The sequence below is a fragment of the Bacteroides sp. OM05-12 genome, assembly GCF_003438995.1.
GTDB lineage: Bacteria > Bacteroidota > Bacteroidia > Bacteroidales > Bacteroidaceae > Bacteroides.
The window spans coordinates 88,347-101,982 of record NZ_QSUN01000012.1; the positions used below are offsets into that span (position 1 = coordinate 88,347).

Consider the following 13,636-nt stretch of genomic DNA (forward strand, 5'->3'; position numbering starts at 1 on the left):
AAAAAACTACTTCTCAATTTCCAGCTCTCAACTTAATATATTATTCCAGGTTGATACTTAATCCCAAACCTCTTAATTCGTGTAATAACACATTGAGAGATTCCGGTATTCCCGGTTGTGGCATCGGCTCACCCTTAACGATCGCTTCGTAAGCTTTAGAACGTCCAACCACATCATCAGATTTGATGGTCAAGATTTCCTGAAGAATATGTGCCGCACCGAATGCTTCCAATGCCCAAACCTCCATTTCTCCAAAACGCTGTCCACCAAATTGTGCCTTACCACCAAGAGGTTGTTGAGTAATCAACGAATAAGGACCAATAGAACGTGCATGCATCTTGTCTTCAACCATGTGACCCAATTTCAGCATATAAGTCACACCAACAGTTGCCGGTTGGTCAAACTGTTCACCAGTACCACCATCACACAAGTAAGTTCTACCATAACGAGGCAATCCGGCTTTATCAGTCCACTCGGTTATATCATCCAATGATGCACCATCAAAAATAGGAGTAGCAAACTTAATACCAAGTCTTTTACCCGCAGCTCCTAATACAGCTTCAAATATCTGTCCAAGGTTCATACGGGAAGGCACACCCAGCGGATTCAATACGATATCAACAGGAGTACCATCTGCAAGGAACGGCATATCTTCCTGACGAACAATACGAGACACGATACCCTTGTTACCGTGACGTCCTGCCATCTTATCTCCTACACCAATCTTACGTTTCTTGGCAATATAAACTTTAGCCATTTGAATGATACCGGCAGGAAGTTCATCACCAATAGTGATAGCAAACTTCTTACGCTTCAATTCAGCATCAAGTTCTTTATATTTCTTCAGGTAGTTCATAATAAGATCACGAATCATATCGTTCTTATGAGCATCCTGAGTCCATTTACTTAACTGGATGGTAGTAAAATCTAATGTTTCAAGATCTCTTTTCTCGAATTTTGCACCTTTAGCAATTACTTCAGTTCCCAAGTAATCTTTGACACCTTGAGAGACTTTATCCTGAGTCAATACGAGCAATTTATCAATCAAGATATCTTTTAAAGCAGCAACCTTAGATTCGAATTCATCATCAATCTTTGGCAATAAAGCTTTATCTGCAAGTTTCGAGCTGCGGTTCTTAATTACACGTGAGAAAAGTTTCTTATCAATAACCACACCTTTCAATGAAGGTGAAGCTTTCAATGAAGCATCTTTCACATCACCTGCCTTGTCACCAAAGATAGCACGAAGCAATTTTTCTTCAGGAGAAGGATCAGATTCTCCTTTCGGAGTTATCTTACCAATCAAAATATCTCCCGGCTGAATTCTTGCACCAATTCTTACAATACCATTCTCATCAAGATCTTTAGTAGCTTCTTCGCTCACATTTGGAATATCAGAGGTTAATTCTTCCATTCCACGTTTTGTCTCACGTACTTCTAAAGAATACTCCTCTACATGAACAGAAGTAAGCAGGTCTTCGCGAACAACTCTTTCGTTCAATACGATAGCATCCTCATAATTGTAACCTTTCCAAGGCATATAAGCTACCAGCAAATTCTTACCCAACGCTAATTCACCGTTTTGAGTAGAATAACCTTCAGTCAATATATCACCTTTTCTAACCCGTTGACCTTTCTCACAAATCGGACGCAAGTCAATCGTCATGTTCTGGTTAGTCTTACGGAATTTTGGTATCCTATATTCTTTTAATGCCGGTTCAAAACTTACAAATTCTTCATCATCCGTTCTATCATAAAGAATACGGATTGTTGTTGAATCAACATAATCGATAACACCGTCACCCTCTGCCGCAATTTGCGTACGAGAATCCTCAACCAACTGTTTCTCAATACCTGTTCCAACAATCGGTGCCTCAGTTCTTAACAATGGTACAGCCTGGCGCATCATGTTAGATCCCATTAATGCACGGTTAGCATCATCGTGTTCCAAGAAAGGAATCAAAGAAGCAGCAATAGATGCAATCTGTTGTGGAGAAACATCCATCAATTCTACTTGACTCGGTTCCACTACCGGATAATCTGCATCCTGACGAGCTTTAACCCTGTTACGAATAAAGTTACCATTATCATCCAAAGGAGCATTTCCCTGAGCAATAATCTTATCTTCTTCTTCTTCAGCAGTTAAATAAGTTATTCCATCCTGACTTATGTCAACCTTACCTTCAGTTACCTTACGATAAGGAGTCTCAATAAATCCAAGATCATTAATCTTTGCATATACACACAAAGAAGAAATCAAACCGATATTCGGACCTTCCGGTGTTTCAATCGGGCATAAACGGCCATAATGAGTATAGTGCACGTCACGTACTTCAAAACCAGCGCGTTCACGTGACAAACCTCCAGGTCCCAAGGCAGATAAACGTCTTTTATGAGTTATTTCAGCCAACGGGTTGGTTTGGTCCATAAACTGAGACAATGCATTAGTTCCGAAGAATGTATTGATTACAGAAGAAATTGTCTTCGCATTAATCAAATCAATCGGAGTAAATACTTCATTGTCTCTAACATTCATACGTTCACGAATCGTACGCGACATACGGGCTAAACCGATAGCAAACTGATTCGATAACTGCTCACCTACTGTACGAACACGTCTATTACTTAAGTGGTCAATATCATCAACATCAGCTTTTGAGTTAATCAACTCAATCAGATATTTGATAATCTCAATAATATCTTCTTTTGTAAGCACCTTGACATCCATATCGGTAGTCAGACCTAACTTTTTGTTAATTCTGTATCTACCTACTTCACCAAGGTCATATCTTTTTTCAGAGAAGAATAAGTTATTGATAACTTCACGAGCACTCGCATCATCTGCAGGATCTGCATTACGAAGCTGACGATAAATATAGAGAACAGCTTCTTTTTCGGAGTTACTCGGATCTTTCTGAAGCGTATTAAATATAATAGAATAATCAGACTGATTAGCTTCTTCTTTGTGAACAAGGATATTCTGAACACCGGATTCCAATATCTCGTCAATATGTTCCTGTTCAAGTACAGTCTCACGATCAATTATGACCTCATTACGCTCTATAGAAACAACTTCACCGGTATCTTCATCCACGAAATCTTCTACCCAAGTCTTCAGTACACGTGCAGCCAATTTTCGTCCAATCATCTTCTTTAGATTGGTTTTATTGACCTTGACATCCTCGGCTAGATTAAAGATTTCCAGAATATCTTTATCATTTTCAAAACCTATTGCTCTTAATAAAGTAGTAACAGGCAATTTCTTTTTACGGTCGATGTATGCATACATCACATTATTAATGTCCGTAGCAAATTCGATCCATGATCCTTTAAAAGGAATAATACGGGCTGAATATAGTTTCGTACCGTTGGCATGTACACTTTGACCGAAGAACACGCCTGGAGAACGGTGAAGCTGAGAAACAACAACACGCTCTGCCCCATTGATGACAAATGTCGCTTTATCTGTCATATAAGGAATAGGACCAAGAAACACATCCTGAATAACCGTATCAAAATCTTCATGGTCAGGATCTGTACAATATAGTTTAAGTTTCGCTTTTAAAGGAACACTATAAGTCAAACCACGTTCAATACAATCATCAATTGTATAACGAGGCGGATCAATATAATAATCCAGAAACTCAAGAACAAAATTGTTTCTTGTGTCAGCAATTGGAAAGTTTTCAGCAAATACTTTATACAAGCCCTCGTTCTTACGTTTTTCTGGCGGGGTGTCTAATTGTAGAAAGTCTTGGAATGACTTCAATTGTACTTCCAGAAAATCCGGATATTGCATCGGATTCTTGATAGAAGCAAAATTAACTCTTTGATTTACAGTATTTGAAGACATCTGTTAATGAATTAGTAGAACTTAATTTTAAATATATACACAAAAAGGTTAAGAACCCTCTTCCGGAGGATTCTTAACCGAATTACCTGATAAACAGGCTAATGTTATTTAAGTTCAACTTCAGCTCCAGCTTCTTCCAATGCTTTTTTCAATGCTTCAGCTTCATCTTTAGCTAAACCTTCTTTAACTGTACTAGGAGCAGCGTCTACCATGTCTTTAGCTTCTTTCAAACCAAGGCCACAGCTTTCTTTAACTGCCTTTACTACTTGTAATTTTGCAGCACCAGCGCTCTTTAAGATAACGTCAAAAGATGTTTTTTCTTCAGCAGCTGCTGCACCACCTGCAGCAGGACCAGCAGCAACAGCAACAGCTGCAGCAGCAGGTTCAATACCATATTCATCTTTAAGGATAGTCGCAAGTTCATTAACTTCTTTAACTGTCAAGTTAACTAATTGTTCTGCAAAAGCTTTCAAATCTGCCATTTTTGTATGATTTTAATTGTTTGTTTACTAATTGATTATAAATTTATTCTGGTCTTTCACCAAGAGTCTTAAGAACTCCGTGAAGGGTGTTGCCACCTGATTGTAAAGCAGAAACGATGTTCTTGGCCGGAGATTGCAACAAAGCAATAACTTCAGCAATAACTTCATTTTTACTCTTAATGCTAACAAGTGCATCCAATTGATCTGCTCCCACATAGAAGCTTTCTTCCGCATAAGCAGCTTTCAAACCAGGGATACCATCTTTAGCAACTTCTTTAAGCAATTTAGCAGGAACGTTAGCTACTTCGCTAAACATTACTGCAGTTGAGCCTTTCAGTGATCCATAAAGAGGAGAATAATCTGTTTCAAGACTCTCCAAAGCTTTGTGAAGCAATGTATTCTTCACAACAAGCAATTTCACATCCGATTCAAAACATTTTCTCCTCAAAGCACTGGTAGCAGCTGCATTCATAGCAGTCATATCAACCAAATAAAAATGAGCATGTTCTTGTATAGTCTGTGCAATTTGCCCGATAATAGCGTTTTTATCTTCCTTTCTCATTGTTTCCTCCTTTATTAGACTTCTTCAACTGTTTTAGGGTCAATTTTAACACCCAAACTCATCGTAGAAGAAAGATAAATACTCTTTATGTAGGTTCCTTTAGCCGCAGTCGGTTTTAATTTATTCAAAGTAGAGATAAATTCTTTCGCATTATCGCGAATTTGCTCTGAAGTGAAAGATACTTTACCGATTGAAGTATGAACAATACCGCTCTTATCAACTTTGAAGTCAATCTTACCTTGTTTTACTTCTTTTACAGCTTTAGCAACATCCATTGTTACAGTTCCGCTTTTAGGATTAGGCATCAAACCACGAGGACCTAATACACGACCTAAAGCACCAATCTTACCCATGATAGATGGCATAGTGATGATAACATCAATATCAGTCCATCCACCCTTGATCTTTTCAATATATTCGTCAAGACCAACATAGTCAGCACCTGCTTCTTTTGCAGCAGCTTCAGCATCAGGAGTACAAAGGACAAGAACCCTAACTTGTTTTCCAGTTCCATGAGGAAGTGATACAACACCTCTTACCATCTGGTTTGCCTTACGGGGGTCTACACCTAAACGTACGTCAATATCTAATGAAGCATCAAATTTAGTAAAAGTAATTTCTTTTACTAATTGTGCGGCTTCTTTCAGTGAGTATGCTTTCCCTGCTTCAATTTTTCCTGCAGCTAACTTTTGATTTTTTGTCAGTTTACCCATTATAATTGAAGTTTATTAATTATTACCCGGGAAGTCCCCTTTTACAGTGATACCCATACTTCTAGCTGTACCAGCAACCATTCTCATGGCAGCTTCCACAGTAAAACAGTTTAAGTCAACCATTTTATCCTGAGCAATCGTACGAACTTGTTCCCAAGTAAGCTCGGCAACTTTCTTACGGTTTGGCTCAGCAGAACCACTCTTAATCTTAGCCACTTCAAGTAATTGAATGGCAACAGGAGGAGTCTTAACTATAAAATCGAAAGACTTATCTGTGTAGTAAGTGATAATCACAGGCAAGATTTTACCTGCTTTGTCCTGGGTTCTGGCATTGAATTGCTTGCAAAACTCCATGATATTGATTCCCTTAGAACCTAACGCAGGTCCAACGGGAGGTGATGGATTTGCAGCGCCTCCTTTAATCTGTAATTTGATTAGTCCAGCAACTTCTTTAGCCATTGTTTTTTTATTTTTTTATATAAACATTAATTAAAGAACAACACATGTAACAACTGTATTATTCTTTCTCAACCTGCATAAAGCCTAATTCAAGCGGTGTTTTACGCCCGAATATCTTCACCATAACCTTCAGCTTTTTCTTTTCGCTGTTTACCTCTTCAATGATACCACTGAATCCACTGAAAGGACCAAAAGTAACTTTTACAGTTTCGCCTACAACATAAGGGATATTCAATTCTTCTCCCGTTTCTTGCAGCTCGTCTACTGTACCAAGTATACGATTCACTTCCGATTGCCTAAGAGGGGTAGGATTATCTGATCCTCCCAAGAAACCAATCACATTAGGAGTATTTCTTAAATGATGAGCTACCTCACCAACAAGAGCTGCCTCCACCAAAACATATCCAGGGAGATAACTTCTCTCTTTCACAATTTTTTTACCATTGCGAACCTGATATACTTTTTCGGTAGGAATCAATACCTGAGATACATACTCTCCAAGGTCGCTGTTCTTAAGATCAGCTTCAAGATATTCTTTTACCTTGCTTTCTTTTCCACTAATAGCACGCAGAACGTACCACTTCTTTTCAATCTCAGACATTTTATTCACTAATTTAATGCGGATAGATTACTTTCTCCATGACAAACTGGAAAACAGAGTCCATTGCGAACACCACCAATGCAATAAGTAGGGAAGCATATAAAACAACTACTGCACTATTAGTAAGTTCAGAACGAGTAGGCCATGATACTTTATGGACAAGTTCGTTATAAGATTCTTTACAATAATCTGCTAATTTCTTAAACATATTCTTTCAATATTTGCACGGGAGGAGAGGCTCGAACTCCCGACACCCGGTTTTGGAGACCGGTGCTCTACCAACTGAGCTACTCCCGTAAATAATCAGTCCTTAGCCAAAGCTAAGAACTGATTTATAATTTTATGCTAAAAGTTCTGTAATCTGACCAGCACCTACTGTACGTCCACCTTCACGGATAGCGAAACGAAGACCTACGTTAAGAGCTACAGGATAGATCAACTCTACAGTGATAGTTACGTTATCACCCGGCATTACCATTTCAGTTCCTTCCGGAAGAGTGATTTCACCAGTACAGTCCATAGTACGCAAATAGAACTGAGGACGGTATTTGTTATGGAATGGAGTATGACGACCACCTTCTTCTTTCTTCAAGATATAAACCTCAGCTTTGAATTTTGAATGAGGTTTAATCTGTCCCGGGTGGCAAATTACCATACCACGTTTGATTTCAGCTTTGTCAATACCACGAAGTAACAAACCAACATTATCACCAGCTTCACCTTGATCCAATAATTTACGGAACATTTCAACACCAGTAACAACAGATTTCTTATCTTCACCTAAACCTAAGATCTGAACTTCATCACCAACTTTGATGATACCAGCTTCGATACGACCTGTAGCAACAGTACCACGACCAGTGATAGAGAATACGTCTTCAACAGGCATCAAGAATGGTTTATCAACATCACGCGGAGGAAGTGGAATCCAAGTATCAACAGCTTCCATTAGTTCCATCACTTTGTCTTCCCATTCAGCAACACCATTAAGTGCACCAAGAGCAGAACCACGAATGATAGGAGTATTGTCACCGTCGAAATCATAGAATGCAAGCAATTCACGCATTTCCATTTCTACCAATTCCAACATTTCTTCGTCGTCAACCATATCACATTTATTCAAGAAAACGACCAAACGAGGAACGTTTACCTGACGAGCTAAAAGGATGTGTTCACGAGTTTGAGGCATCGGACCATCAGTAGCAGCAACTACGATGATAGCACCATCCATCTGAGCAGCACCAGTTACCATGTTCTTTACGTAGTCAGCGTGTCCCGGACAGTCTACGTGAGCATAGTGACGGTTAGCAGTTTGATACTCTACGTGAGAAGTATTAATAGTAATACCTCTTTCTTTTTCTTCCGGAGCATTATCAATCTGATCGAAAGATTTTACTTCAGAAAGACCTTTTTTAGCCAACACTGTAGTGATAGCAGCAGTTAAAGTGGTTTTACCGTGGTCAACGTGACCGATAGTACCAATGTTAACATGTGGTTTTGAACGTTCAAATTTCTCTTTAGCCATAGCTTTACTTTTTATTTATTTGATTAATAATCAGCGTTTACTTATATATTATGAGCTGTTAACGAGACTTGAACTCGTGACCTCTTCCTTACCAAGGAAGTGCTCTACCACTGAGCTATAACAGCAAAATAAGAGCGGAAGACGGGGCTCAAACCCGCGACCCTCAGCTTGGAAGGCTAATGCTCTATCAACTGAGCTACTTCCGCATTTTGCCAAAGCTTTCACTTTGTCTCTTTGTGGGCAAAGATGGATTCGAACCACCGAAGGCGTAAGCCAGCAGATTTACAGTCTGTCCCATTTGGCCACTCTGGTATTTGCCCTAATAATGTACACTTTTGAGCCTCTTGTCGGATTCGAACCAACGACCCCGAGATTACAAATCACGTGCTCTGGCCAACTGAGCTAAAGAGGCATTGCTATTAAAAATACAGCCGTTCGTTTATAAAGTAAGCGAAACGGCTGCAAATTTAGCTATTTCTTTTGAACCACAAAAACATTTGTGATTTTTTTTATTTGCTACGTTGTTTTTCTTTGTATTTCAGCAACTGCTTAGACAAAGCCTCAACACTTTCATCAACAGCTTCCTCAAAAGTATCTTTCACTTTATTAGCGTATAACTCACCACTTGGAACGACAACTTTCACGCCAGCCTCTTTATTTTCAGCAGTTTCTGGTTTTACGACCTTTAACGACACCTCCACTAATTTTATATCATCGTAAAACTTCTCTAGTTTTGCTACTTTTTTCTGAATAAAAGCTTGCAACTGTTCTGTTGCATCAAAATGAATTGATTGAATTCTCACTTCCATACAAACCTCCTTTTTTACGCTCTCGGATGAGCTTGTTTATAAACCTTTTTTAGTTCCTCAAAAGTAGCATGTGTATAAACTTCTGTTGCAGAAAGGCTGCTATGTCCCAAAAGTTCTTTCACGGATTCCAATCCTGCTTCATTATTAAGCATCGTTGTCGCAAAAGTATGCCTTAAAACATGCGGACTTCTCTTCTTCAACGTGACTACTTTCGATAAATTCCTTTTCACTAAATTATAGACCTCATTATCATAAAGACGCTTCCCATTTTTATTCACAAAAAAAGCTTCGCATCTATCTGACACCTCTTCATTTCTTACCTTAATATATTCTTCCATCGACTGCCGGAGTTCATCTGCAAAAGGTATTAATCTTTGCTTATTTCTCTTTCCGGTTACCTTTACCAATGAAGCTGGGAAATCAACATCTACATCGTTCAGACCAATTAATTCCGACCGTCTCATGCCGGTAGCATAAAACATTTCGATAATCATTTTGTCCCGGCATCCGATAAAACCTTGACCGAAATCCGTTTCATCAATCAACCGGTTCATTTCCTCCTCTTTCAAAAAAGAAGGTAAAGGCTTCTTATTCTTAGGCCCTGTGACTTTACGTACCGGATCTTTTTCTACCTTACCCCTAATTAAAAGAAAACGATAAAATGAACGAAGTGTGCTTAACTTACGATTCACAGAAGTCGACGTATAACCTTTTTCCATTAATGAGATTTCCCACTGCCGGATCAAGTCCGAATCAACTTCTTCTACCGTTAACTCCTCATCAACACTTTTGATAAAATCTTCAAACTGAGTTAAATCTATACCGTAACTAACAACCGTAGCTTCCGAATAGTTCCTCTCAAAACGAAGATAGTCCAAAAAAGAATCTCTCAACATAAGAAACATTGCTTCTATAATTCAGCAACGAATGTATGAAAAGAATTCAATAATTCAAAAGAAATTACGAATTATTATTCTTCTACTTGCTGAAGTTTCTGAACGTAAACGGCACGTTCTTTCTTAAGTCTTTTAAGAACAGACGGTTTGTCAAACTGTTGTCTGCTTCTTAATTCTTTAACTACACCGGTTTTTTCAAATTTTCTTTTAAATTTCTTCAGCGCTTTTTCAATGTTTTCGCCTTCTTTTACAGGTACTACTATCATTTTACTATTATTAAATATATAAATTGTTTTTAATTTACGTGTTAAAATTGCGGGGCAAAATTACACATAGTTTCTTTATCCACAAAACTTTCGGCAAATATTTATGGTAAAAAACGAAAGAATTTATTAAAACTGCACCTATCGTTAATTCATTCATATATAGAAACTAATGTATTTAACAGCCACACCAAGAAGAAAGCATGGACTATTTAGCTAAAACGATCAGTTACCATTGATTATCCGGTTAGTTCTCCGTTTCTTTTGATACAGTCAAATAAATATTCTGTATATTTGCAAATGACTATAAATGAATCATTATGAAACAAGTAATAAAGGAACGCATTGCAACTCTACGCCAATTTATGAAAGCACATAAGCTGGCTGCATTCATTATCCCTACAACGGACCCGCACCTTAGCGAGTACACCGCTTCTCATTGGGAATCAAGAAAATGGATCTCCGGTTTCACCGGGTCTGCCGGAACGATTGTTATCACAGATGAGAATGCCGGTCTATGGACAGACTCACGTTATTTTCTTCAGGCAGCAGAACAAATAGCCGGAAATGACATTCAACTATTCAAGGAAGGTCTACCCGGTACGCCTTCTATTACAGAATGGCTCTGCAAGACATTAAAACCGAATGACTGCGTAGGTGTAGACGGACAGATATTTTCTGTAACTGAAATAGAAAGAATTAAAAAAGAATTGGAAATTTGCCGAATCAACTTAAATACAGAATTCGATCCGATGGATGAGTTGTGGAAAGACCGTCCTGATATGCCACAAGCTCCGGCATTTATCCACCTCATTCAGTATGCCGGGAAAAGCTGCATTGAAAAGGTTGCTGAAATTCGTAATGCAATGGCACAGAATGATGCAGACGGACTATTAGTATCGGCTCTTGACGAGATAGCATGGACACTCAATCTGAGAGGCAGTGATGTAAAATGTAATCCGGTCGTAGTTAGTTATCTGATAATCACCCGTCAAGACATTATCTATTTCATAGCACCGGAGAAAATCACGCAAGAAGTAAAAGAATACTTGCATTCGCAAGGGGTAACGATAAAAGGATATACAGAGCTTTGCAGTTACCTGAATTCATGTCAGTTAAAGAAACTACAGTTAAATCCGGTAAGCACTAATTACGCAGCTTATTCTTCTATTAATCCCGATTGTCACATTTTGCGTGAGAAGTCTCCGATTGCTCTTTTAAAAGCAATAAAAAATGAACAAGAGATTCAGGGTATTCATGCAGCTATGGTTAGAGACGGGCTCGCACTTGTTCGCTTTCTCCGCTGGCTTGAGCAAGCCGTTCCTGCAGGAAATGAAACCGAGATAAGTATAGACAACAAACTGCATGAGCTACGTGCCGAACAAGAGTTTTATATGGGCGAAAGCTTTGATACGATTGCCGGATATAAAGAGCATGCGGCCATAGTACATTATTCCGCCACTCCTGAAAGTGATGCTGCACTACATCCCGAAGGTTTTCTGTTATTGGATTCAGGAGCACAATATCTTGATGCCACAACAGACATCACCCGGACAATTGCTCTCGGTTCACTAACAGAAGAAGAGAAGAAAGATTATACCGCAGTTCTGAAAGGACATATTCAACTTGCCATGTGCAAGTTCCCTCATGGAACCAGAGGTGCACAAGTTGACATTTTAGCCCGACTTGCTCTCTGGAAAAGCGGAATGAACTTTTTACACGGAACAGGTCATGGTGTGGGAGTATTCCTTAGCGTACATGAAGGTCCACAAAGTATCCGAATGAATGAAAATCCGGTTATATTACTTCCCGGCATGTTAACTTCCAACGAACCGGGTATCTACAAAGGAGGCAGGCACGGTATCCGTATCGAAAACCTGGTTCTTGTATGCGAAGATCAGGAGACTGAATTCGGAACATTCTATAAATTTGAAACAGTCACGATGTGTCCGATCGATACAACCGGTATCATTAAAACGATGATGACGCAAGAAGAAATCGACTGGCTGAATGAATACCATCAAACGGTTTACAAGAATCTGGAAGCATACCTGACACCGGAAGAAAAAGAATGGCTAAAAGAAAAAACATCAGCAATTTAATGTAACATACAATATATAAAATATAAAAACAATGGCTTTAATAAAATCAGTCAGAGGGTTCACACCGGAATTCGGCGACAACTGTTTCCTCGCAGACAACGCAACAATTATAGGAGATGTAGTAATCGGAAACGATTGCAGCATTTGGTTTAACACTGTTTTACGGGGTGACGTCAATTCCATTCGCATCGGCAATCAAGTCAATATACAGGACGGAAGCGTACTGCATACTCTTTATGAAAAATCAACGATAGAAATAGGTGATAATGTTTCCATCGGGCACAATGTAACCATACACGGAGCCGCAATCAAAGACGGTGCATTAATCGGCATGGGGGCTACTGTGTTGGATCATGCCATAGTGGGAGAAGGTGCCATCGTTGCTGCCGGTTCTTTAGTTTTAAGCAATACCGTAATCGAGCCGGGAAGTATCTGGGGAGGTGTACCTGCCAAATTCATTAAAAAGGTAGATCCCGAACAGGCAAAGGAACTCAACCAAAAGATAGCCAAGAATTATCTGATGTACTCGCAATGGTATAAAGAGTAGGGAATATTCCCTACTCTTCATTATCACCAAAATCCAGTTCCTCCATATAATTGTCCGTAGGGAGAGTAAACATAATACAGGAAAGCAATATATTCAGGACAATTATCAAAAAAGACAGCCAAAATCCTCCTGACAAATATCGGAAATTATTTAAAGCCAACTCTGCATTACATAAACATATAATAAAGAAAACAGAAGATAATAATGTAAAAACGATGCGAAAACTCCTTTTCACCAACGAATGATTCTTCCAAAACAGAATATTAAGAAGAAATCCTCCTACCGCTCCAATAACCACTAACCACGGAGCAAACGGATGCCCCAATTCCGAAGAACTGCTTGTTAACAACTCAAGTCCTGTTCGCGCATACTTCGCATCGGCAAAGATATCTGCAAACAAAAATATTACCAGAGCAATCACATTCAATAAATTCGATAGTAGCCCCATAATAGTAGATTTTAATAGTTAACAATCGCATTTGCTAACTCTTTCTTTCCCAAGAGTTATGGATAATACAAATGTATCGAATAAAAAGAAGAAAAACAAGGAAACAGCTCATTAGTTAGTAAATCAGGCATAAAAGTATGATTTTCAGATTATATTAAAGTTACCTTCACTTATCACTATTTGGAGATAAACAACTGTAACACAGAATATAAAAGTGAAGGAACTTTTATCAGTTGAGAATTAAGAGTTGAGAATTGAGAATTTAAAGAAAGAAGGTGGACTCTCCACTCTCAATTTTCAACTCTCAACTTTAAAATTGAACTGCACCCCAAAAGTTGGACAGTTAATTATTTGTTTCTATAATTGATTCTATATT

General features: G+C 38.7%; 14 protein-coding genes and 5 tRNA genes. 2 read left to right on the plus strand and 17 right to left on the minus strand.

Translation table 11 applies throughout. The annotated features are described in order from the left end of the window. Window positions 1-40: 40 nt before the first annotated feature. The 16 genes from rpoB to rpsU all read right to left on the minus strand — a co-directional run bounded on the left by rpoB (window position 41) and on the right by rpsU (window position 10,166). Complete coding sequence (gene rpoB, locus DXB63_RS10985) at window positions 41-3,853, minus strand: DNA-directed RNA polymerase subunit beta (RefSeq protein WP_122126463.1); 3,813 nt, start codon at window positions 3,851-3,853, stop codon at window positions 41-43. Between the two features lie 104 nt (window positions 3,854-3,957). Beyond that, the gene (gene rplL, locus DXB63_RS10990; protein WP_122126464.1) at window positions 3,958-4,335 is read right to left on the minus strand and encodes a 50S ribosomal protein L7/L12; all 378 of its coding nucleotides are present in this window, start codon (window positions 4,333-4,335) and stop codon (window positions 3,958-3,960) included. 43 nt (window positions 4,336-4,378) lie between these two features. Beyond that, window positions 4,379-4,897, minus strand: a complete 519-nt coding sequence (gene rplJ, locus DXB63_RS10995) for a 50S ribosomal protein L10 (RefSeq protein ID WP_122126465.1) — start codon at window positions 4,895-4,897, stop codon at window positions 4,379-4,381. A 14-nt stretch (window positions 4,898-4,911) separates the two neighbouring features. After that, complete coding sequence (gene rplA, locus DXB63_RS11000; RefSeq protein WP_122126466.1) at window positions 4,912-5,610, minus strand: 50S ribosomal protein L1; 699 nt, start codon at window positions 5,608-5,610, stop codon at window positions 4,912-4,914. A 15-nt stretch (window positions 5,611-5,625) separates the two neighbouring features. Beyond that, window positions 5,626-6,069 carry a 50S ribosomal protein L11 gene (gene rplK / locus DXB63_RS11005; RefSeq protein ID WP_122126467.1) on the minus strand — a complete coding sequence of 148 codons (444 nt, stop codon included), beginning with the start codon at window positions 6,067-6,069 and terminating at the stop codon, window positions 5,626-5,628. A gap of 58 nt (window positions 6,070-6,127) precedes the next feature. Continuing rightward, entirely contained in the window at window positions 6,128-6,670 is a 543-nt protein-coding gene (gene nusG / locus DXB63_RS11010; RefSeq protein ID WP_122126468.1) for a transcription termination/antitermination protein NusG, read from the minus strand. Between the two features lie 13 nt (window positions 6,671-6,683). Further along, window positions 6,684-6,878 carry a preprotein translocase subunit SecE gene (secE, locus tag DXB63_RS11015; protein ID WP_122126469.1) on the minus strand — a complete coding sequence of 65 codons (195 nt, stop codon included), beginning with the start codon at window positions 6,876-6,878 and terminating at the stop codon, window positions 6,684-6,686. Window positions 6,879-6,894: 16 nt separating this feature from the next. Then, a tRNA-Trp gene (locus tag DXB63_RS11020) sits at window positions 6,895-6,967 on the minus strand. 43 nt (window positions 6,968-7,010) lie between these two features. After that, window positions 7,011-8,195, minus strand: coding sequence for an elongation factor Tu (gene tuf / locus DXB63_RS11025; protein WP_122126470.1), 1,185 nt, complete (start codon window positions 8,193-8,195; stop codon window positions 7,011-7,013). A gap of 53 nt (window positions 8,196-8,248) precedes the next feature. Further along, window positions 8,249-8,320 (minus strand) — tRNA-Thr (locus tag DXB63_RS11030). Window positions 8,321-8,328: 8 nt separating this feature from the next. Further along, window positions 8,329-8,401 (minus strand) — tRNA-Gly (locus tag DXB63_RS11035). Between the two features lie 31 nt (window positions 8,402-8,432). Next, window positions 8,433-8,515, minus strand: a tRNA-Tyr gene (locus tag DXB63_RS11040). A gap of 18 nt (window positions 8,516-8,533) precedes the next feature. Then, window positions 8,534-8,607: transfer RNA gene (locus DXB63_RS11045), tRNA-Thr, on the minus strand. A 97-nt stretch (window positions 8,608-8,704) separates the two neighbouring features. Further along, window positions 8,705-9,004, minus strand: coding sequence for a ribosome hibernation-promoting factor, HPF/YfiA family (gene hpf, locus DXB63_RS11050; protein ID WP_122126471.1), 300 nt, complete (start codon window positions 9,002-9,004; stop codon window positions 8,705-8,707). 14 nt (window positions 9,005-9,018) lie between these two features. After that, window positions 9,019-9,900 (minus strand): site-specific tyrosine recombinase/integron integrase, encoded by an 882-nt coding sequence (gene xerA, locus DXB63_RS11055; protein WP_122126482.1) that lies wholly within the window; start codon window positions 9,898-9,900, stop codon window positions 9,019-9,021. A gap of 74 nt (window positions 9,901-9,974) precedes the next feature. Then, window positions 9,975-10,166, minus strand: a complete 192-nt coding sequence (gene rpsU, locus DXB63_RS11060; protein ID WP_122126472.1) for a 30S ribosomal protein S21 — start codon at window positions 10,164-10,166, stop codon at window positions 9,975-9,977. 317 nt (window positions 10,167-10,483) lie between these two features. On the opposite strand from rpsU, the gene DXB63_RS11065 reads away from it, so the two are divergent. Next, the gene (locus tag DXB63_RS11065) at window positions 10,484-12,265 is read left to right on the plus strand and encodes an aminopeptidase P family protein (RefSeq protein WP_122126473.1); all 1,782 of its coding nucleotides are present in this window, start codon (window positions 10,484-10,486) and stop codon (window positions 12,263-12,265) included. 31 nt (window positions 12,266-12,296) lie between these two features. Beyond that, window positions 12,297-12,812, plus strand: a complete 516-nt coding sequence (locus DXB63_RS11070) for a gamma carbonic anhydrase family protein (RefSeq protein ID WP_122126474.1) — start codon at window positions 12,297-12,299, stop codon at window positions 12,810-12,812. Window positions 12,813-12,822: 10 nt separating this feature from the next. On the opposite strand, the gene DXB63_RS11075 is transcribed toward DXB63_RS11070, so the two are convergent. Continuing rightward, the gene (locus DXB63_RS11075) at window positions 12,823-13,260 is read right to left on the minus strand and encodes a hypothetical protein (protein WP_122126475.1); all 438 of its coding nucleotides are present in this window, start codon (window positions 13,258-13,260) and stop codon (window positions 12,823-12,825) included. Between the last annotated feature and the right edge of the window lie 376 nt (window positions 13,261-13,636).

Excerpts from the sequence above, each read along its gene's own strand:
- rpoB (WP_122126463.1), bottom strand. The coding sequence starts at position 3,853 with ATGTCTTCAAATACTGTAAATCAAAGAGTTAATTTTGCTTCTATCAAG.
- rplL (WP_122126464.1), bottom strand. The coding sequence starts at position 4,335 with ATGGCAGATTTGAAAGCTTTTGCAGAACAATTAGTTAACTTGACAGTT.
- rplJ (WP_122126465.1), bottom strand. The coding sequence starts at position 4,897 with ATGAGAAAGGAAGATAAAAACGCTATTATCGGGCAAATTGCACAGACT.
- rplA (WP_122126466.1), bottom strand. The coding sequence starts at position 5,610 with ATGGGTAAACTGACAAAAAATCAAAAGTTAGCTGCAGGAAAAATTGAA.
- rplK (WP_122126467.1), bottom strand. The coding sequence starts at position 6,069 with ATGGCTAAAGAAGTTGCTGGACTAATCAAATTACAGATTAAAGGAGGC.
- nusG (WP_122126468.1), bottom strand. The coding sequence starts at position 6,670 with ATGTCTGAGATTGAAAAGAAGTGGTACGTTCTGCGTGCTATTAGTGGA.
- secE (WP_122126469.1), bottom strand. The coding sequence starts at position 6,878 with ATGTTTAAGAAATTAGCAGATTATTGTAAAGAATCTTATAACGAACTT.
- tuf (WP_122126470.1), bottom strand. The coding sequence starts at position 8,195 with ATGGCTAAAGAGAAATTTGAACGTTCAAAACCACATGTTAACATTGGT.
- hpf (WP_122126471.1), bottom strand. The coding sequence starts at position 9,004 with ATGGAAGTGAGAATTCAATCAATTCATTTTGATGCAACAGAACAGTTG.
- xerA (WP_122126482.1), bottom strand. The coding sequence starts at position 9,900 with ATGTTGAGAGATTCTTTTTTGGACTATCTTCGTTTTGAGAGGAACTAT.
- rpsU (WP_122126472.1), bottom strand. The coding sequence starts at position 10,166 with ATGATAGTAGTACCTGTAAAAGAAGGCGAAAACATTGAAAAAGCGCTG.
- DXB63_RS11065 (WP_122126473.1), top strand. The coding sequence starts at position 10,484 with ATGAAACAAGTAATAAAGGAACGCATTGCAACTCTACGCCAATTTATG.
- DXB63_RS11070 (WP_122126474.1), top strand. The coding sequence starts at position 12,297 with ATGGCTTTAATAAAATCAGTCAGAGGGTTCACACCGGAATTCGGCGAC.
- DXB63_RS11075 (WP_122126475.1), bottom strand. The coding sequence starts at position 13,260 with ATGGGGCTACTATCGAATTTATTGAATGTGATTGCTCTGGTAATATTT.